Here is an 18,557-nt window from a genome sequence, read left to right as displayed (position 1 = left end):
ACGGCGAGGACGGCAAGGGCAGGCAGAAAAACTCTTGAAAACAAAATCATGACTCCAATTGCCCGCGAGGTTACTTCCCCGCTCGGCTGACGGCTGATCGACAGTTGTACACATGGCGCAACACCGAAAGGGATACAACAACTTGTCATGGCAGATCACGACAATCCCGCACGCAGCAGGCGTCGATTCGGCGGGTCAAACCGTCGCAGCGACCGGGGACGCGGTCACCCTGCCGCTCCGGACGGCCATATCTCGCAGAAGCATCGAAGCGGCCTTGCTCCCGCACGACATCGTCCTAACTTGCCAACTATCGGTTGCCGGCGAGACCACGCGGTCGAACGGGCAAAATCTTTTACGCGGGAGCACACATGACATCTCTTGAACCCCGTCTGACTGAGCTTGCCCATGGCGGAGGATGCGGCTGCAAGCTTGCGCCCTCGGTTCTGCAGCGGCTTCTCGCCAATCAGCCGGCCATGCAGCCCTTCTCCCAGCTTCTCGTCGGCAACGAGATGGCGGACGACGCGGCGGTCTGGCAGGTCGACGACCACACCTGCATCATCGCCACCACCGATTTTTTCATGCCTGTGGTCGATGACCCGCATGATTTCGGGCGCATCGCCGCAACGAACGCGATCTCCGACATCTACGCCATGGGCGGCAAGCCGATCCTGGCGCTTGCGATCCTTGGGATGCCGATCAACAAGCTTTCCCCCGAGACGATCGGCAAGATCCTCGAAGGCGGCGCCTCGATCTGCGCGCAGGCCGGCATCCCTGTGGCAGGCGGGCATTCGATCGATTCGGTCGAACCCATCTACGGCCTTGCCGTCATCGGCATCTGTCGCCCGGAACAGGTGCGGCGCAATAGCGGCGCGAAGCCGGGGGATGCCTTGATCCTCACCAAGGGCCTTGGCGTCGGCATCTATTCCTCCGCCTTCAAGAAGAAGGCGCTGCCGCGGGCTTGTTATGAGGAGATGATCGCCTCGACGACCCTTCTCAACCGGATCGGGTCCGAGCTTGCCGCCGATCCGCATGTGCATGCGCTGACGGATGTCACCGGCTTCGGTATTCTCGGTCATGGGCTCGAAATGGCCCGCGCGTCCGGCTTGACCGTGTCGCTCTCCCTCGCGAACATTCCGTTCCTGTCGCAGGCCGAAACGCTTTCCCGAGAAGGCTTCATCACCGGCGCGTCGGAGCGCAACTGGGCGAGTTATAGCAGCGAGATCAAATTGCCCGATGGTATGGCGGACTGGCAGCGTCTTTTGCTCGCCGACCCGCAAACATCAGGCGGACTTCTGGTGGCCTGCGATGCCGCCAGCGCTGACAGTCTGGTCAAGACGATCCGGGACGCTGGCTACCCGCTCGCCAGCATCGTCGGCTACACGCAACCTGGCCCCGTGCAGGTGGAGGTTCGCGCCTGAGTGAAAAGGGGAGATGGAACAACCGGCCGCAGCATCCCGTTGGTAGAGCAACGCTGAAGGAGAATGCCATGCGCGATCCCCGATTTGCCCTTGCCACCGCTCTCTTCCTCGCCTGTCTGGGCATGACTGTCCCTGCACATTCGCAGGAGAACGATGCCAACACCGGATGCGATGCGACCGCCGGGAAGGCGGACCCGGCGACGGAGCCCGACCGTTTGAGCGCGGATGGTACAGCACCCGGCAACGCCGGCTCGACCGGCTGGACCGGCGGAACAGGCGGCGCCCTTATCGGTACAAATCCGCAAGGCGCGTCCGAGGACTCCCCGACATGGCAACCACCGACCGCGCGTGGCCTCGATCTCGCAATGACGCCCGAGGATATCAAGAAAAACGGTTGCTAGCCTGCGCATGATTGCACTCAGCCTTCAGCACAAAGGCCGTGAACCGCTATTGCCGAACGGGACAAGACCGAGACTGGAGATCAATGGGGCTTGATCTCCTCAATCGACAGCCGCAATCCGTCGACATTGAAGAACTCGCCCTCGCGGATCAGTGAGCGGTCCTCGTTGAGATTGCGAACCAGAGAGGCAAGCCGTCCCCTGGCGACATGGTCTTCGACAAGACCCTCCGGGCCGGCGCGGTAAAACACGACGCCGGACCACTTGACGCCGGCGCCGGCGAAAAGAGCGGCCATATCCTGCCATCGGGTGTCGTCGCCGACGACGTGAAGATAGGCCGAGCGCAGGAGGTCTAAACGGGTCTCGCCGATCGCCAGCAGGACGAAGAGCATGGTGAAAGCGCCAGCCTCGCCATAGGTGGAAACGATCCAGTCATCGAAGTCGGTGCTGCAGGGCGCATAAGCCATCAGCGATCTCCCGATGGCGGAAGAGAATGGGAGTCGAACCCACCCAAGACAGCCTCGCTGCCCCACCCGGATTTGAAGTCCGGACGCCCCACCGGGGACGAATCTCTTCCTTGCTTCGCCTCGGGCGTGGCTCCGTCATAAAGGTCGAGCCTGTGGGGATTGACGCGCCGGATGTCGCCGCGCCGAAGCGTCACTCCCTGGCGATCGAAGAACTCCAGGATCTCGATCGCCACCTTTCTACCGCTGTTCACGCGATCCCGAAAGAGACCGGCGGCAAATTCGCCCCGTTCGGCCTTGCCCGCGATATCCCTTATGATTTCAACCATTTCTGCGGTGGTGGAACGGATGAAGAAATGATCGTGCCGGATCTCATCGACACGTCCGAGCCTCGCCCATAGTTTGAGCACCCGCCGGATCTCCCGCTCGTCGACGCCGAGCACGTCTGCAAGGTCGCGCACGCGCGGCGGGCGAAAGCGCTCCTCTCCTTCGAGATGCGGCAAGATTTTGCCAAGTAACGCCTCCTCGCTCTCGCTTAAACGAACCTCATGGCCCGGCAGGCGAACGAAGGCGCCCTCGAGTACGAGGCGTCCGGCGGCCTGTTCCTGCCTGAGCAGGAAGAGAAAGGCAGGCATCGGCAATCGCGGCGTCACCTGCAGGCGCAGGCGCTCTCGGCCGATGCCTTGCAGATCCGGATTTTCGACATGGAAATCGGCGAGAATTCGTCCGACGTCCTTCGACAGGTCGTCCAACAGCGACACAGACAAGGCATGGCGCACATGCCCGGCCTCGATCACGATGGCGTGGGATAACTCGACGGCCTCGCGTAGCTCCTCCTCCGATACGGCCCTATTGCGCACGAAGGCATCGAGATCGACGATATAGGGCGGCGCTTCCAGATGCGCGGCAAGGGCCGGGCCCGTTTCCGCAACGCCTGCCGCATCGAGATAGGCTATCCGCTCGGGTGTCCGGCGCTTGCGCAATGGCGCACGCAGATCGAGAAGCCGCCCGCCTCCGATGGTGCGCCGGGCGGAAACGTCGCGCAGGATGTAGCGATCACCGACCGCGGCGGCGATCGGCCGATCGAGAACAAGCTGGACCTTCGCCCGCTCGCCGGGACCTACAGGGTTTTCAAGCGGCACAATACGGACCCCGACTTCAGCACTGCCATGATGCAGGCGCGCGGAAAACCACTCGCTGATCGGCTTCGGCTCACCCTTGAGCACAAACAGGCCCGCATCGATGCGTGTGGTCGGCGCATGCAGATAGGGATCGAGCACCATGTCGCCGCGGCCGACCTTGTCCTTGGAGATGCCGTCTCCCACCAGATTGAGCGCGCAGCGTTGACCCGCGACCCCGCGTTCCGACCGCTGGTCCTGGGCATGGATCGAGCGCACGCGCGCCCCTTGTCCGGATGGCGAAATCATTACGTTGTCGCCGACCGCAACCGAACCGGAAAGGACCGTTCCCGTCACCACCGTTCCGGCGCCCGAGAGAATGAAGCTGCGATCGACCGAAAACCGAAACCGGCCCGCCGCATTTGCTTTCACGGTTGCCCTTTCGGCCTCGGCCAGGCGGTCTCTGAGATCGGCGATACCGAGGCCCGTGGCGGCGGACACGGGAAGGATTTCGGCGGTGCGAAGGCCCGTTGCCGAAAGCATATTGCCGATCTCGACACTGAGCCCCAGCAATCGCTCCGCATCGGCAAGATCGGCCTTGGTGATCGCGACCAATCCCCTTTCGATGCCGAGCAGATCGAGAATGGCCAGGTGTTCGAGCGTCTGCGGCTTGATGCCGTCATCCGCCGCAACGACGAGGAGGGCGAAGTCGATGCCGCCGGCACCGGCGAGCATCGTATGGATGAAACGCTCATGGCCCGGCACATCGACAAAGCCGGTGACCGCTTCGGCAAATTTCGCATAGGCAAAGCCGAGATCGATGGTGATGCCGCGTGCCTTCTCCTCCTTGAGGCGATCGGTATCGACGCCGGTCAAGGCTTTCACCAGACTGGTCTTGCCGTGGTCGATATGACCGGCGGTTCCGACGATCATGGTCGCGCCTCCGCCGGGGGCTCAAGCGCGCGCCTCTCGGCGATGCCGATCTCGCCGGGCGACAAGCTCTGGCGCACCGGCCCGATGAAGGGTTGCGCCAGGGTACTGCCCCCATTGGTCGCGCGGATCAGCCAGACGAGTGCCGCGACGCCGTCGCGGGCCGTGCCGGCGCCCATGTGACAGGCGGCGCCAAGCATCGCCTGCGCGTCGGCATCGCCCGCCATGGCGCCGCGGCGCCACCAATCGACGGCCCTCTTCGGATCGCGATCGACACCCGAAGCGTTGTGATAGAGCATGCCGAGCCGGGTCATCGACGAAGCAATGCCCGCTTCAGCGGCACGTTCCGCCCAGTGGCGCGCCTCGACCGGATCGGACGGCATGATTTCGCCTTCGAGCAGCATCCAGCTCAGCATGTCCTGTGCCGGCGCGTCGCCCTTCTCGGCGGCGCGGCGATAGTAGTCGGCGGCAATACTATAATCGCCATCCGCGTCCTGCATGTGGAAGGCTGCATAGTTGCGCTTGCCGACGGGATCGCCCGCTTCGGCCGCCAGCCGCAGCCATTTGCCCGCCAGGGCCCGATCCTGCGGCACGCCGAGCCCCTCGGCAAAACAGGCGCCGATATTGTTCTGTGCCCGCGCGACGCCGGATTGCGCCAGGGGCTCCCATAGGCGCAGGGCGGTCTCATAGTCGCCGTTCCGGGCGGCAGTCAGGGCTTGTGTCATCTCATCGGCGTCCGACGCCGCCTCGGGCATACGCCCTGTCAAACGGTCAAGCCAGTGCATGTCCGACGCCCTCGGAGAGGCTTTTCAGGAACTCGCTCTCGTCGGAAAGACAGCGAAGATCGAGGATGAGCGCCCCGTCCTGCAGACGCCCCAATATCGGGCGCGAAAGCGAACGGAAAAGCGCCGCGAGCGCTTCGAGCGCGCTGCCGCTTGCAGCCTCGATCCGGAGGCCGGCGCTTTGGATCGTGTCGACCGGCAGCGCGCCCGAACCGATCTGGCTCGAACAGTGGCAGATTTCCACCCGATGTCCGCTCGAGGCAAGAAGTCTCGCCACCTCGGGCGCGAGCCGTTCCGCCTGCGCGCGGATCTCGTGTTGCGGACGCGCCAGCATGCGAAGGGTGGGCAGCCGCGCTGCGAGCCGATCCGGGTCGCGGTATAGCTTCAACGTCGCGGACGTCGCCGCGATGCGGATCTTGTCGACCCGCAAGGCCCGCTTCAACGGATTGCGGTTGATCGCGGCGATCAGATCGCGGCGACCGACGATAAAGCCGGCCTGCGGGCCACCCAGCAGTTTGTCGCCCGAAAATGTAACGAGATCTGCACCTTCGGCCACGGCTTCGCGAACGGTCGGCTCCTTGCCAAGGCTGTAGCGCCGGAGGTCGACAAGCGTCCCGGAGCCGAGATCGTTGAGGAGAACCAGCCCGGCTTCGTGCGCGATCTCTGCAAGGTCGGCACCGGAGACTTCGGCCGTGAACCCTTCGATCCGGTAATTCGACGTGTGCACCTTGAGGATGAGCGCGGTTTCGGGGCCGATCGCCCGACGATAATCCCTGGCATGGGTGCGGTTCGTGGTGCCGACCTCGACGAGCGCCACACCTGCGCGCTCCATGATATCGGGCATGCGGAACGCGCCGCCGATCTCGATCAGTTCGCCGCGTGAGACGATCGCCTGCCGTCCGCCGCCAACGGTACCCAGCGCAATCAGCACGGCGGCAGCATTGTTGTTGACGATCGTCGCATCCTCGGCGCCCGTCAGCTCGCAAAGCAGGTCACGCAGGTGGCAGTCGCGCTCGCCGCGCCGGCCGGTGTCGAGATCGAACTCCAGTGCCGCCGCCTCTCGCATCGCATCGACGGCAGCGGCAATCGCCTCCTCGGCCAGGAGGGCACGGCCAAGATTGGTGTGCAGCACGGTGCCGGTGAGATTGAAGAGCGGGCGCAGATTGGAGCGATCCCGATAGTCGAGCCGGCTCATAAGTGAGGCCATGACGCCGTCCGCATCGGGGGGCAAGCCGCCACTGCGAACCATCTCGCGGATTTCGCCGAGCACGAGGCGCAGCTCTTCGGTCACGACGACACGACCATGCCGCTCGACAAGCGGCGCGACGGCCGGCGCCTTCAACATCTGGTCGACGGACGGCAGGGTGCGGAGTTCGGCAAGCCCGGCCATCCCGTCAATACCCCACCAGGAATGGATTGAAGCCCGCGCGTTTGTATCCGGTATCCTTCATCAGCGCGTCGAGGCCGAGACTGCCGATATCGTCGGCCACGGCATCGAGTGCCGGGTTCCTGTTCTGATACATGATCTTCGTCCAGCCGTGGCAGCTGTCGCAAACCTCTGCCTTAACCGTGGCCTCTTCATCACCGGTTTCGACCGCGCGGTATCCTATGCCCTTGGTCGAGCCGCAGGAGAGGCATTTTACCCGGACCTCGTTCCATTTGGTCGAGCAGCAGGCGCATACCGCGTAGCGGGTTCCTTCCGCGCCGTGGAAACCGACGACGAGCGAAGCGACGGGCCTGCCGCCGCAGGCGGGACAGACGCCGATGCTGACCGGCACGAGGCGACCAGGATCGAGCCCCGCGGCCAGGCGTGTCGCATGGACCTGCACGGCCGCGGCAACGAAAAGATGGTGCGCAAGGCTATCGAGCGGCAGATTGTCGGCGGCGATATTGTCGATCATCCACGCCAGCGCCTCGTCGTCAGCGGCAATGATCTGGGCAAGCGCTTCGGCCGCGGCCTTTGGCATTTCCAGTTGCTCCACCCGCGCAAGGAACTGTCGGACCGTGTCCCGGCACTCGGCAGAAGCGCCCATGGCCGAGCGATCGATCGGCGGCATCGCATTGTCGCGCGCCCGCTCGCGCTGTTCTGCGGAAATCGCCTGCAACGGCGGTAGACTGGACAGGAGGTCGTCCTGGATCGCTGCGATGCCTGCAAGGAAGCGTAAGTAGGGAGCAAGCCGGCTGCTTTCCGACAGCACTTGGAAACGCTGGGCGCGATCCCCGAAAAGGCGCGTCAGATTGGACATCAAGACGAAGGGAGCCTTGGGAATTCCACCGATCATCGCGGGATCGGGCTGCACGGACGATATCGACATTGCACCTCGCGGGCCGACCGGCCACCGCTGTTATGTCGTTATTCTGCAGGATCAATCCGGCCCCGTCCAGCAAGTTCCTTCAGCCATTTGCGATGGTGCCGCCAGGCCCAGCCGCCGGTGACCGAACCCCGCGTCATCGCCCGCAGCGTACCGCGGGTCCAGATCGCGGCATAGACATGCAGGATGAAGATGAGAATGATCAGCACCGCGGAAACGGAATGGGTCAGCATGGCAATGCGCCTCACGTCGATGGGTGTGGCCTCGCCAAAATACTGGTCCCAGATGATGATACCGCTGACGATCAGCACGATGATGAAGAACGCCATGCCCCAGAAGATGAACTTCTGTCCGGCATTGTACTTGCCGATCTCGGGCAGCCGCTCCTCATGGCCTTTGACCACGTCGCCGATCTGCGACACCCACTGCGCGTCGGTGCGGTTCGGCAGGTTGGCCCGCCAGAGTTGGGCGAAGAAAATGAAGAAGCTCAGGAACAGAACGACCCCGATCCAGGGATGCAGCATGCGCGTGTTCTGACCGCCACCGAACAGATCCGTCAGGAAGAACAGCGACGGATGGAACATCGAGAGGCCGGACAGCAGAAGCAGGATCAGGCAGGAAGCGGTGATCCAATGGTTGAGGCGCTTGCCGGGTCCATAACGACCGACAGTCACCGGCGGGCCGCGATGGATCGCGTCTTCGGACTGGATGTCGTTCGGCTTGGCCATCAGGCACCCTCCCTGAGATCCTCGGCTTCCTCGACGAGCTTTTCGGCACTGACCTCGTCTTCAGGTGCGACCCGGTTCGCCTTGCCGAAAAGGCCGTGCAGGATCGCGCCCGCAGCCGCCAGCCCCATCGCCGCAAGGCCGGTATATTTGGTCACGCCCTTCCAGGCCTCGATGACGGCGGAAATCTTCGGGTCATCAGGCAGGTCGGCGTAAATATGCGGCTTGTCGTTGTGATGCAGGACATACATGACATGGGTCCCACCGACGCCGGGAGGATCGTAGAGGCCGGCATTGGCGTATCCGCGCGATTTGAGATCGGCGATACGTTCGTCGGCATGCTTCATCATGTCGTCCTTGGTACCGAACACGATCGCCTGTGTCGGGCAAGCCTTGGCGCAGGCGGGGCCCTGCCCCATTGCGACGCGATCGGAACAGAGCGTGCATTTGTAGGCGCGATGATCGGCCTTCGAAATGCGCGGAATGTTGAACGGGCAGCCCTTCACGCAGTAGCCGCAGCCGATGCAGTTTTCATGGATGAAGTCGACGATGCCGTTGGAATATTGCACGATCGCGCCGGGTGAAGGACATGCCTTGAGACAGCCCGGATCGGCGCAGTGCATGCAGCCGTCCTTGCGGATCAGCCACTCCAGATTGTCCGTTTCGGGGTTCACCCATTCGGTAAACCGCATCAGGGTGAACATATTCTCGGTCAGATCGTGCGGGTTCGTATAGACCCCGACATTCTCCTCAATATCCGGATACGTGTCGTTCCACTCGATACAGGCCGACTGGCAGGCCTTGCAGCCGATGCATTTGGAAACGTCGATCAGCTTGGCGACCGGCGTCAGCTGCCGCTCCGGCGGCGGCAGCTCGCTCGTGGCGGAGCGGCGAACGAGATCGCGCTGCGTGAGGTTGCTCTCCATCGGCTGGACCGGCGGATTGCTGACGGCTGTGCGCGGGCTATCCATCACACTGTGGCCTCCTTGTCCTTTGGCGGCGTCGAAGGCTCGATATTGACGAGGAAAGCCTTGGACTCAGGCGTCTCGATGTTGGCGTCGCCGACGAAGGGCACCAGCGAATTGGGGCCGAAACCCTTTTTCGCAGAGCCGGTGAAGCCCCAATGCAAGGGGATGCCGACCACATGGACCGGCTTGCCGTCGCAGATGAGCGGCCGGATGCGCTTGGTCACCACCGCCTTGGCCTTGACCTCGCCGCGCTTCGACCAGACCCTGACCCAGCCACCATTGGTTATGCCCTTTTCCTGCGCCAGCTCCTCGGAAATTTCCACGAAGAACTCCGGCTGCAGCGCCGAGTTGACGCGGTTGTGCTTGGTCCAGAAGTGGAAATGCTCGGTGAGCCGGTAGGAGGTGGCCGCGTAGGGGAACTCGTCTGAAAGCCCCAGCTGCTCGGCATCGTCCTTGAAGATGCGGCTGACCGGATTGCCGCGCATCTTCGGATTGAAGACGTTGGCAACGGGCGATTCGAACGGCTCCATATGCGCGGGGAACGGGCCGTCGCGCATCAGTCCGCGGGTGAACAGACGCGCGGTGCCTTCCTGGTTCATGATGAAGGGACCGACATCTCCAGGCTTGGCCGTCGGCGCAATGTCGGGAATGTCATAGCCGGTCCACTTGGCGCCGTCCCATTCCAACAGCTTGCGGCTCGGATCCCATGGCTTGCCCTCTAGGTCCGCCGAGGCGCGGTTGTAGAGGGTGCGGCGGTTGAGCGGCCAGGCGAAGGTCCAGCCGAGATAGGTGCCAGTGTCGTCGGGATCCTGATTGTCCCGCCGAGCCATGTTGTTGCCCTGCTCGTTGAAGCAGCCGGAATAGATCCAGCAGCCGGACATGGTCGAGCCGTCGTCGCGCAACTGCGAGAAGTTCACCACCTGCTTTCCGGCCGGCACGAGAACCTTGGTCGGGTCGGTCGTGTCCATGACATCGCTCAATGCTCGACCATTGATTTCCCGGGCGAGTTCTTCTGCCGTCGGTTCGTTCTCGTCGGCATACTCCCACGACAGGTTGAGGATCGGATCGGGGAAGGCGCCGCCCTCCGTCCGGTAGAGTTCGCGCATTCTGAGGAAGATCTGCGCGATGATGTAGGTATCGTGCTTGGCTTCGCCCGGCGGCGTACCGCCGGCCCAATGCCACTGCAGCCAGCGGCCGGAGTTCGTCAGCGAACCCTCCTCCTCCGCAAAGCAGGTCGTCGGCAGCTGGATGACTTCGGTCTGGATCGAAGCGGTGTCGACCGGATTGAAATCGCCGTGGTTTTCCCAGAACCGCGCCGTCTCGGTTTCCAGCGGATCCATGGTGACGAGCCACTTCAGGTTCGAAAGAGCCTTGGTGTTCTTGGCACGGTTGGGGAAGGCCAGCAGCGGGTTGAAGCCCTGACAGAGATAGCCGTTGACCTTGCCGGCATGCATCAGTTCAAACACGCGCAGCACGTCGTAGGATGGCACGTCGAGCTTGGCGAGGTAGTTGAAGGCCCAGTCGTTGTCGGCCCGCGCGGCATCGCCCCACATGGCCTTCTGGAACGAGACCATGAACTTGCGGTAGTTCTGCCAATAGCTCGTCTGGCCCGGCCGAAGCGGCTTGAACTGCCGCGTCGACATGTAGGTCTCGAAATCCTCGTCCTTCTCGGTCGGCGCCGTCAGGTAGCCGGTGAGCAGGTGCGACATCAGGCCGAGATCGGTCAGGCCCTGGATGTTGGAGTGGCCGCGAAGGGCGTTCATGCCACCGCCGCGCACGCCGATATTGCCGAGGATCAACTGCAGCATCGCCATGGCGCGGATGTTCTGCGAGCCGTGCGAGTGCTGGGTCCAGCCCAGGGCGTACATTGACGTCATCGTCTTTGTCGGCGTCGAACATTCCGAGATCATCTCGGCGACCTTGAGGAATTTCTCCTTCGGCGTTCCGCAGATGCGCTCGACCATTTCGGGCGTATAGGGCGCCAGATGCTCCTTAAGCAGGTTCCAGACACAGCGGGGGTTCTGCAGCGTCGGATCTGTGACGACGAAACCATCGTCGCCGAGCACATAGTCCCAGGTCGAACGGTCGTAGTCGCGCTTCTCGGCATCATAGCCGGTGAAGAGACCGTCCTTATAGGCGAAGCCGTCCTTGACCAGATAGGCTGCGTTGGTGAAGGCCTTGGTGTATTCCCACTGCACCTTGTCGTTGTCGATGCAATACTTCATGACGCCGTTTAGGAACGCGATGTCGGTTCCCTGGCGGATCGGCGCGTAATAGTCCGAGACCGAGGCGGTGCGGGTATAGCGCGGATCGACGACGATCAGCTTTGCACCGCGATGGGCCTTGGCTTCCGTCACCCATTTGAAGCCGCAGGGGTGGGCTTCCGCCGCATTGCCGCCCATGACGACGACGAGGTCGGTGTTCTTGATGTCGGTCCAGGAGTTGGTCATTGCTCCACGGCCAAATGTTGGGGCGAGACTCGCCACCGTAGGGCCGTGTCAGACGCGTGCCTGATTATCGAAACCGACTATTCCCAGGCTCTTGGCGAATTTGAAGGTCGCCCAGGCCGTTTCATTGGTTGTTGCAGACGCCGCCAGCATGCCGACGGTCGTCCAGCGATTGACCGGAAGGCCCTTGGCGTTGGCCGCAATCAGGTTCGCATCGCGATCGTCCTTCATCAGGCGGGCAATGCGATCGAGAGCATCGTCCCAGGAGATCCGTTCGAAAGTATCGGAACCGGGCTTGCGCAGCATCGGATATTGAAGGCGGGTCGGCGACTTGACGAAGTCCTTGAGTGCCGCCCCCTTGGGACAGAGCGTCCCGCGGTTGGTGGGGTGATCGGCATCGCCCTCGATATGCACAATGTCCGCCGTCTCGCCTTTTCGAGGGTCACCCTTCGAATAGATGATGACGCCGCAGGCAACGGAACAGTACGGACAGGTGTTGCGGGTTTCGGTCGTGGTCTTCAGCTTGAAAGCACGCACATGCGCGATTTCCGCCGCCTCGGATTCGCCGAAGCCAAGTGCTCCGACGGAAGTTGCCACGACACCCGCTCCGGCCAGCTTCAGGAAGCTGCGCCGCGAGAGGTCTATGTTCATAGATGGCCTCCCTTTCCCGATACTTCGTACCTATGAGTCTATTGCTAAGTGCTTGCAAGTCAAGGTGCGTTGGTTGCGCGCCACCCACTCTCCTGACGATCGGCAATGCCATCGCCTCTTGTCTGGCCGGATATTTGCATGCGCAGGAAGATGCGCATATGTTGATTGCTCAAAAGGAGAACAATCATGGCCGAGCATGCTCGATCTGCCTCTGCAAAGCGCGCAGCCAATTTGACGATTGACGCCGATCTTCTTGCAGAAGCACGGCATTTCGACATCAATATTTCTCGCGCTGCCGAGGCAGGGATCGCCAGGGCTGTGTCCGATGCCAAGGCTGCCCGTTGGAAGAAAGAAAATAGCGAGGCTTTGCAGAGTTCGAATGCCTTCGTCGATGCAAATGGCCTGCCGCTGGCGCAGTTCCGTCAATTCTAATGGCGCGTTATGACGTCTATGCCAATCCTGGCGGCGGCCTCGTGCTTGATGTGCAGGCCGATGTGCTGGACGAGTTGAAGACGCGTGTCGTCGTCCCGCTTTTGCCAATGGAAGCGGCTCCTGAACCGGCCAAGCGCCTCAATCCCGTGTTTGAAATATCCGGCGTTCGCTACACCTTGGTCACTCAGTTTCTGGCTGCGATACCCGTATCGGCACTTGCAGAACCTGTTTCCAATCTATCGGAGCGGCACGACGAGATCGTCGCCGCTCTCGATATGGTTTTTCACGGCTTTTAGCGAACGGGTGACAGCAAGCGTCGTCACGCTCCAAGCCGCTCTCAACCAGCCTCCCTGCGCGATCGCGATCTGAACCGCAGCCGGCTCAGGAAACCAGTTGTCCCCTGGCCACGCTCTTGTTTCGGTAATGGCTCGGTGGTGCCCCGATGATCTTGCGGAAGGCGCGACTGAAAGAAGCCTCCGAATCGTAGCCGAGACGGCCTGCGACAAGGGCCACCCGCTGTCCTTCCTGTAGCCATTGATGCGCCTGGTGCATCCGCATGCGCGCAACATAACGGGCCGGCGTCTCGCCCATGGTGTCGACAAACCGCTGGGCAAAGCCCGACCGTGACGCACCCATGAGCTTTGCCAGTTCGGGCACGCTCCAATCCCGCGCAGGTTCAAGGTGGATGGCGGCAAGGACGCGCCCGAGCTCCGGATTGCGGACGGCCGCCAGCCAGCCGGTCGCCGTGCCGCAGCCATGCTCCACCCAGGTTCGAATGAGCGTTGCAGTCAGCACATCGGCAAGCCGCGAGAGAATGCCGCCCGAGCCGACGCGCTGCATTTCTGCTTCGCGCATCATGGCCTCAAGGAGTGCCGGTATCGAAGGCTCGCTCGCAGCAAGGTCGCTCGTGCGCATGACGGCGGGCATCAACTGCAGGAGAGGATGCAGACGATCGACATTGAACTGCATCACCGCAAAGAAGATGAGGTTCTTGCTGTCCGTCGACGGGCATTGCACATCGATGATGCCGTCACAAAGCTGTCGCCTCGGCAGGTCGGCTATCGAAACGGCAGGAATGCCCGGCTTGCTGGCAAGCACATGCGCGTCACCCCTCGGCAACAGCACCGCGTCGCCCTGGGCAAGATCCATCCATTCACCATCCGGTGTCTGAAGATGGGCCGAGCCCGCAGCCAGAAAATGGAATCGCGCGGGCTCCTGTGCCGGATAGGCCGTCGCCCAGGGCGCACAGGGTTGGCAACGCCCGTATTCGACGCCGTCGAGCCTCAGCCCGCGCAAAATCTCGGTCAATGCATCGCTCATAAGGCGCTCCGCAAGTTTGGACAAACGGCATAGTCTTTTGGATTTTCTAGCATAGAAACTCCTGACGGTCATGCCTACTTTCGCCACTAACAATCGCGGAGATGAAAATCATGGATGGCGTCGTGACGAAATCAGGTGCCCCGACGGACGAGCGGAACAAAGCCCGATGGGGCGCTGTCGTTTCCCTTTCGCTTGGGGTCTTCGGCCTGGTAACGGCAGAGTTTCTACCGGCAAGCCTGCTGACGCCGATGTCGGCGGATCTCGGGGTAAGCGTTGGAGCTGCCGGGCAGTCGGTGACCACCACTGCTGTCGTTGCGGCGGTCGCCGGCCCGGCGATCGTCGTCTACACAGGCCGGTTCGACCGGCGCACGGTGCTTCTGGCTTTGACGGGCCTGCTGGTCGTCTCGAGCCTTATGGCGGGCTTTGCGCCGAACCTTCCGTTCCTGCTTGCGGCGCGCGTGTTGCTTGGTATCGCGCTCGGCGGCTTCTGGGCGATGTCGCTGGCGCTCGCCATGCGGCTCGTGCCCGCCAGGCTGATGCCCCGCGCCATGGCGATCGTGATGTCAGGCGTCTCGATCGCGACTGTCTGCGCCGCCCCCGTCGGCGCCTGGATCGGCGCCACGCTCGGATGGCGCTATGCTTTCCTGCTGGCAGCCGTAGTCGGGGTGGTTACCTTTATCGTCCAGGCACTGACCGTCCCGTCGCTGCCGCCGATCGGAACCACCGGCCTTGGCACGATCGTGAGGGTTCTCAGGCGCCCGGCGATCCGGCTGGGTCTTGCCACGATCCTGCTGGTCGTCACCGGCCATTTTGCCGGCTTCACCTATATTCGCCCCTATCTTGAGCAGGTGCCGCGTTTCGACGTCGAAATGATCACCGCGATCCTGCTCGCATTCGGTATCGGCGGTTTCTTCGGCAATATCGCCGGCGGCTTCCTGGCGGAGCGCAACACGCGCCTGTCGATGACGCTGGCTGCCGCGGGCATCGCTGCCACCGCGCTCCTGCTTGCGGTCGCCGGCGTGCTGCCGGGCATTGCAGCCGCAGCGACGGCCGCCTGGGGCTTCGCCTTCGGTGCGCTCCCTGTCAGCGTCCAGTCCTTCATCAGTCGGGCCGCCGGCGACGAGGCGGAAGGCGCTGGTGCGGCGACGCTGACGACATTCCAGATCGCCATCTCCACCGGAGCAATCCTCGGCGGCCTGATCGTCGAACTCCAGGGGCCTGCCGGCGTCTTCATGTTTGCGGCATTGGCCGCACTGCTGGGCGCCTCGCTCGTCGCCGTCTCCCGCAAGGTGGCGCTCCAGCCGGGCTGAGAGATGAAGGACTCTATGGCCCTCCCGATCCTGAATTCCTGGGGGATCGGGAGAGCCATCATTAGGCCCCGTACTCAGCCGCGCTCAAGTCTCACTTGCGCGTCAGTGGCAGGGCCAGGAGCTGATCGGTCGTGACGATATCGCCGAAGGTGTCGTCGATCGAAGCCAGAGCTGCGCGGTGCAGCGCAACATGCGACACGGTCTCCCCATCTGCCGTATCGACGTCCCGCGTGGCGCAGGCGTCGTCGGCCACGATCACATTGTAGCCGAGGGGGACGGCATCGCGGGCAGCGCCGGCCACGCAGGCATGGGTCATCAGGCCGGCAATGATGAGCGTATCGACGCCAGCCTGTTTCAGCCTCTGGTCGATGTCGGTGGTTGGAAACACGCTCACCGACGATTTGCGCACCACCGAATGGTTGGCTGATGGCTGGATCTGGTCGTGGAACCGCGAGGTCGCACTGTCCTCGGCAAAGACCGGGCTTCCCGCCGGTGTCACGTGCTGGACATGATAGACTTTCATGCCGTCCTGATCAGCACGCTCGATGAGGCGCTTGGCGTTGGAGAGCGCCTTTGCGCCATCCGGGATCGGCATCCTGCCGCTGAAATATTCGTTCTGAAAGTCGATCACCAGCAGGGCGGTCTTGGCAGGATCGAGGCTTTGCGGCGCTGTGGCTCCGGCCATGGTTCGGATGGTGGGGTGCTGCATCATGAAAGCGTCCTTTCGCATCGGTGTTGATGGCGGAAAAATCCTGCATGCGGCGGCTTCGCGAAAGTGGCCAGAATGACAATATGTGCTAGGTTCTGGCCAATTCATTAGATTGGGATCGCCACGCCGATGCACACCGTTGCCGTCATCGCCTTTGAAGGCATCAGCGCCTTCCACCTGTCGGTGCCCTGCATCGTGTTCGGCGATGAGCTTTTGAAACTCGGAGCGCCCCGATATCGCCTGTTGATCTGCGGCGAGAATACCGGGTCGATTGCCACTGGCTCCGGCTTTCGCATTGAAGTGACGCATGATCTGAGCCACCTGGGGGAGGCCAACACCGTCATCGTGCCGGCCTGGCGGGATCCGGACGAGCGTCCTCCCGAAGCCTTGCTGCAGAGCGTCAGGGCCGCCCACGCACGCGGCGCGCGGCTGGTGGGGCTTTGCCTTGGCACATTCGTACTGGCGGAAGCGGGCGTGCTGGACGGGCGACCGGCATCCACCCATTGGGCCTGGGCGGAGGAGTTCCAACGAAGCTATCCGCGGGTCGCCCTGGATCAGGATGCGCTCTATATCGATGATGGTGACATCCTGACATCGGCCGGCACGGCCGCGGCCATCGACTGCTGTCTGCATATCGTACGTCGCGATCATGGGGCAGATATCGCCAACCGCGTCGCCCGGCGGCTGGTGGTGGCGCCGCACCGGCATGGCGGCCAGACCCAATACATCGAGAAGCCAATGCCTGCCGCCGCCGGCGAAGCGCAGCTCGGCGCGACGATCAATTGGGCAATCGAACATCTGGACGAGCCATTGTCGCTCGAAAAGCTGGCGGCGCGGGCCGGAATGAGCCTGCGCAGCTTCACCCGACATTTCAGAAAGACGACCGGAACCACCTTTACGCAATGGCTCTTGAACCAGCGGCTGGCGACCGCGCAACGGTTGCTCGAAACCGGATCCTGCTCGATCGACCGGGTCGCAGAGATGGCCGGCTTCGGCTCAACGGTATCGCTGCGCCAGCACTTTACCCGCGCCTTCTCGATCTCGCCGGCAAGCTACCGCCGGCAGTTCAGGAAGAGACCGGATTTAGGGGAGCATTACGGTCACGGCTTTCCACTCCGCCATGGCCTTGAGGCGGTGGACATGGATGACCAGCGCTGAGTGATTGGAGCGTGGTGGATCCGTGCGCCTGCCAATCAGGACGTCTCGGACACTGGCTATGCGGATGTGCGAATTTCAGTCATGCTTTAGGAGAGCCGCCCAGCCCTTGCGTATCGGCAATATGCGCGAGTGCTGCGTCTTCGGGGAGCAGGTAGACCTTGTCGATCGTCTGGTCGAGCAGGTTGCGCTCAATGGCCAACGCATCCTTCCGGCTTTCCGGCAGCACCGCTTCGAGATCGTCGATCATCGCGTGCAGCCGCCTTGCGATCTGCAGATTTTCCGCTCCATAGATCCGGATCTCTCGAAACGTAAGTTGCACGAAATCTTCCCAGTTCGGCGTCGGGAACACCACACGAAGGCGTCCCTGGGCATCGCGGACGTACTCGTTGCTCAGTTCGCGCCCACCAACGCTGCGTAGCAGTCGCTGCAACTGATCAATGGCAAGCACCGCTGTCGTCGGGTCGTTTATAGCCTTCGAAAGCGCCTTGCTGGCGATGTCGACAATAACCCTGAAGGCGAAGGTCGGATCCTGCTCGATGGTCCGCTCACGCCCGAAGACGACACTGTTGCGAAGGTCTTTGGCTGGTATTGCCTTGGCGCCGCCATAGAGGCGGAACAGTGGCTGCCCGGATGAGACAAAATCGCCGACGCGCGCAGCAAGTTCAATCACGCCGTCCGCTCGATGTGCTTGAATGGTCAAGGCCTTCACGTCGACTGCAAGAATGATGTCCGACGACCCGACATGCAAAACGATGTTTCCCGGCTTCTCGCACGGCTCGTCCGGTTGTGGTCGCTCGTCGGTATCCGACAGCGGGCCAGGATATACCGCCTCGATAACGGCAAAGCCCTGCTCGGCGACGCGATGAATGATGCTGACGGGACGTAATAGCCGGGCGGAATAATCGATGAAATAGAGGAAGGCAGCCAGCGACAGGACGCCAAAGATCCCCGAGATCCACATGATGGGAGACGGAGCCGACGTACTGATGCGACTGATCGCCCCAATGGCGAAGAGCAGGGTGAAGATGAACAGGCCCACAGTGAAACGGATCACGTTATCGCGCAGCAGCGTGGTCGCGATGATCCGGGGCGTAAGCTGCCCGCTCGCGATCTGTATGGCGACGAGCAGGGAACCGAACGTGAAGACGATGAACGAAAGCGCCAGGCTGATAATCGCCTGCATCGCTGCAACCGTACCCTCTGTCTCCAAGGGCCACAACGGCACCCATTCTGTCCACTGTTCTAATACAAGCACTGCGCGTAAGAAGGCTTGCTGCAGAACGAGCGCGAAGAAAGGCACGACCCACAGCGAGGACCGCATGTAGCTCTTGAGCGCATACAACTTGTTCCAGCGCATTTAGCCCCATCCCTCTCGTGTGGCCCTTCGAGCCGGAAACGGTCAAATCTGCCACAAG

16 protein-coding genes, 1 tRNA gene and 1 pseudogene are annotated in these 18,557 nt (G+C 62.5%); 6 read left to right on the top strand and 12 right to left on the bottom strand.

Annotated features, from left to right (window positions below; all coding sequences use genetic code 11):
• The first annotated feature begins 368 nt into the window (after positions 1-368).
• Both selD and ASD02_RS07025 read left to right on the top strand, forming a co-directional pair.
• Positions 369-1,418, top strand: a complete 1,050-nt coding sequence (gene selD / locus ASD02_RS07030; protein ID WP_057205926.1) for a selenide, water dikinase SelD — start codon at positions 369-371, stop codon at positions 1,416-1,418.
• A gap of 68 nt (positions 1,419-1,486) precedes the next feature.
• Positions 1,487-1,819, top strand: a complete 333-nt coding sequence (locus tag ASD02_RS07025) for a hypothetical protein (RefSeq protein ID WP_025429722.1) — start codon at positions 1,487-1,489, stop codon at positions 1,817-1,819.
• Between the two features lie 80 nt (positions 1,820-1,899).
• Here the strand turns inward: ASD02_RS07025 and ASD02_RS07020 are convergent, their stop codons facing one another.
• From ASD02_RS07020 to fdnG, 9 genes and pseudogenes are all read right to left on the bottom strand, one after another.
• Entirely contained in the window at positions 1,900-2,283 is a 384-nt protein-coding gene (locus tag ASD02_RS07020) for a hypothetical protein (protein ID WP_025429721.1), read from the bottom strand.
• A 14-nt stretch (positions 2,284-2,297) separates the two neighbouring features.
• Positions 2,298-2,393 (bottom strand) — tRNA-Sec (locus tag ASD02_RS38000).
• Between the two features lie 114 nt (positions 2,394-2,507).
• Positions 2,508-4,331, bottom strand: a pseudogene (selB, locus tag ASD02_RS07015) (selenocysteine-specific translation elongation factor); the annotation flags it as partial.
• Positions 4,328-5,113 (bottom strand): tetratricopeptide repeat protein, encoded by a 786-nt coding sequence (locus ASD02_RS07010; RefSeq protein WP_057220396.1) that lies wholly within the window; start codon positions 5,111-5,113, stop codon positions 4,328-4,330. The gene ASD02_RS07010 and the pseudogene selB, both read right to left, overlap by 4 nt.
• Positions 5,100-6,500, bottom strand: a complete 1,401-nt coding sequence (selA, locus tag ASD02_RS07005) for an L-seryl-tRNA(Sec) selenium transferase (RefSeq protein WP_057220395.1) — start codon at positions 6,498-6,500, stop codon at positions 5,100-5,102. The genes ASD02_RS07010 and selA overlap by 14 nt, the downstream gene beginning before the upstream one ends.
• 4 nt (positions 6,501-6,504) lie before the next feature.
• Positions 6,505-7,425, bottom strand: a complete 921-nt coding sequence (gene fdhE / locus ASD02_RS07000; protein ID WP_025429717.1) for a formate dehydrogenase accessory protein FdhE — start codon at positions 7,423-7,425, stop codon at positions 6,505-6,507.
• A 38-nt stretch (positions 7,426-7,463) separates the two neighbouring features.
• Positions 7,464-8,150: a formate dehydrogenase subunit gamma gene (locus ASD02_RS06995; RefSeq protein WP_025429716.1), complete on the bottom strand. Its 687-nt coding sequence runs from the start codon at positions 8,148-8,150 to the stop codon at positions 7,464-7,466.
• Positions 8,150-9,073, bottom strand: a complete 924-nt coding sequence (gene fdxH, locus ASD02_RS06990; RefSeq protein ID WP_164474921.1) for a formate dehydrogenase subunit beta — start codon at positions 9,071-9,073, stop codon at positions 8,150-8,152. Before fdxH ends, ASD02_RS06995 begins: the two co-directional genes overlap by 1 nt.
• 44 nt (positions 9,074-9,117) lie before the next feature.
• On the bottom strand, positions 9,118-12,213 hold the full coding sequence (fdnG, locus tag ASD02_RS06985; protein WP_082605216.1) for a formate dehydrogenase-N subunit alpha: 3,096 nt from the start codon (positions 12,211-12,213) through the stop codon (positions 9,118-9,120).
• A gap of 186 nt (positions 12,214-12,399) precedes the next feature.
• Here fdnG and ASD02_RS06975 point away from each other — a divergent pair, with 186 nt between their 5' ends.
• Complete coding sequence (locus tag ASD02_RS06975; RefSeq protein ID WP_025429712.1) at positions 12,400-12,645, top strand: type II toxin-antitoxin system CcdA family antitoxin; 246 nt, start codon at positions 12,400-12,402, stop codon at positions 12,643-12,645.
• A complete protein-coding gene (locus tag ASD02_RS06970; RefSeq protein ID WP_057212721.1) occupies positions 12,645-12,941 on the top strand; it encodes a CcdB family protein in 297 nt (98 codons plus the stop codon). Before ASD02_RS06975 ends, ASD02_RS06970 begins: the two co-directional genes overlap by 1 nt.
• 85 nt (positions 12,942-13,026) lie before the next feature.
• Here ASD02_RS06970 and ASD02_RS06965 read toward each other — a convergent pair whose 3' ends face one another.
• The gene (locus tag ASD02_RS06965; RefSeq protein ID WP_025429710.1) at positions 13,027-13,965 is read right to left on the bottom strand and encodes an AraC family transcriptional regulator; all 939 of its coding nucleotides are present in this window, start codon (positions 13,963-13,965) and stop codon (positions 13,027-13,029) included.
• Between the two features lie 110 nt (positions 13,966-14,075).
• Here ASD02_RS06965 and ASD02_RS06960 point away from each other — a divergent pair, with 110 nt between their 5' ends.
• Positions 14,076-15,275: an MFS transporter gene (locus ASD02_RS06960; protein WP_025429709.1), complete on the top strand. Its 1,200-nt coding sequence runs from the start codon at positions 14,076-14,078 to the stop codon at positions 15,273-15,275.
• A 91-nt stretch (positions 15,276-15,366) separates the two neighbouring features.
• Here ASD02_RS06960 and ASD02_RS06955 read toward each other — a convergent pair whose 3' ends face one another.
• Positions 15,367-15,987, bottom strand: a complete 621-nt coding sequence (locus ASD02_RS06955; RefSeq protein ID WP_200951662.1) for an isochorismatase family protein — start codon at positions 15,985-15,987, stop codon at positions 15,367-15,369.
• 126 nt (positions 15,988-16,113) lie between these two features.
• Between ASD02_RS06955 and ASD02_RS06950 the strand changes: the two genes are divergently transcribed.
• Positions 16,114-17,142 carry a helix-turn-helix domain-containing protein gene (locus tag ASD02_RS06950; RefSeq protein ID WP_082555468.1) on the top strand — a complete coding sequence of 343 codons (1,029 nt, stop codon included), beginning with the start codon at positions 16,114-16,116 and terminating at the stop codon, positions 17,140-17,142.
• Between the two features lie 79 nt (positions 17,143-17,221).
• Here ASD02_RS06950 and ASD02_RS06945 read toward each other — a convergent pair whose 3' ends face one another.
• Positions 17,222-18,499 (bottom strand): DUF2254 domain-containing protein, encoded by a 1,278-nt coding sequence (locus ASD02_RS06945; RefSeq protein ID WP_057205910.1) that lies wholly within the window; start codon positions 18,497-18,499, stop codon positions 17,222-17,224.
• Positions 18,500-18,557 lie beyond the last annotated feature (58 nt).

It is taken from the genome of Ensifer sp. Root1252 (assembly GCF_001425885.1).
GTDB lineage: Bacteria > Pseudomonadota > Alphaproteobacteria > Rhizobiales > Rhizobiaceae > Ensifer > Ensifer canadensis.
The sequence above is the reverse complement of the archived record's forward strand: the minus strand, read 5'-3'. Positions and strand labels throughout refer to the sequence as shown.

What these genes read in the sequence shown, in the direction of transcription:
- selD (WP_057205926.1), top strand. Translation starts at nt 369, where the DNA reads ATGACATCTCTTGAACCCCGTCTGACTGAGCTTGCCCATGGCGGAGGA.
- ASD02_RS07025 (WP_025429722.1), top strand. Translation starts at nt 1,487, where the DNA reads ATGCGCGATCCCCGATTTGCCCTTGCCACCGCTCTCTTCCTCGCCTGT.
- ASD02_RS07020 (WP_025429721.1), bottom strand. Translation starts at nt 2,283, where the DNA reads ATGGCTTATGCGCCCTGCAGCACCGACTTCGATGACTGGATCGTTTCC.
- ASD02_RS07010 (WP_057220396.1), bottom strand. Translation starts at nt 5,113, where the DNA reads ATGCACTGGCTTGACCGTTTGACAGGGCGTATGCCCGAGGCGGCGTCG.
- selA (WP_057220395.1), bottom strand. Translation starts at nt 6,500, where the DNA reads ATGGCCGGGCTTGCCGAACTCCGCACCCTGCCGTCCGTCGACCAGATG.
- fdhE (WP_025429717.1), bottom strand. Translation starts at nt 7,425, where the DNA reads ATGTCGATATCGTCCGTGCAGCCCGATCCCGCGATGATCGGTGGAATT.
- ASD02_RS06995 (WP_025429716.1), bottom strand. Translation starts at nt 8,150, where the DNA reads ATGGCCAAGCCGAACGACATCCAGTCCGAAGACGCGATCCATCGCGGC.
- fdxH (WP_164474921.1), bottom strand. Translation starts at nt 9,073, where the DNA reads ATGGAGAGCAACCTCACGCAGCGCGATCTCGTTCGCCGCTCCGCCACG.
- ASD02_RS06975 (WP_025429712.1), top strand. Translation starts at nt 12,400, where the DNA reads ATGGCCGAGCATGCTCGATCTGCCTCTGCAAAGCGCGCAGCCAATTTG.
- ASD02_RS06970 (WP_057212721.1), top strand. Translation starts at nt 12,645, where the DNA reads ATGGCGCGTTATGACGTCTATGCCAATCCTGGCGGCGGCCTCGTGCTT.
- ASD02_RS06965 (WP_025429710.1), bottom strand. Translation starts at nt 13,965, where the DNA reads ATGAGCGATGCATTGACCGAGATTTTGCGCGGGCTGAGGCTCGACGGC.
- ASD02_RS06960 (WP_025429709.1), top strand. Translation starts at nt 14,076, where the DNA reads ATGGATGGCGTCGTGACGAAATCAGGTGCCCCGACGGACGAGCGGAAC.
- ASD02_RS06955 (WP_200951662.1), bottom strand. Translation starts at nt 15,987, where the DNA reads ATGATGCAGCACCCCACCATCCGAACCATGGCCGGAGCCACAGCGCCG.
- ASD02_RS06950 (WP_082555468.1), top strand. Translation starts at nt 16,114, where the DNA reads ATGCACACCGTTGCCGTCATCGCCTTTGAAGGCATCAGCGCCTTCCAC.
- ASD02_RS06945 (WP_057205910.1), bottom strand. Translation starts at nt 18,499, where the DNA reads ATGCGCTGGAACAAGTTGTATGCGCTCAAGAGCTACATGCGGTCCTCG.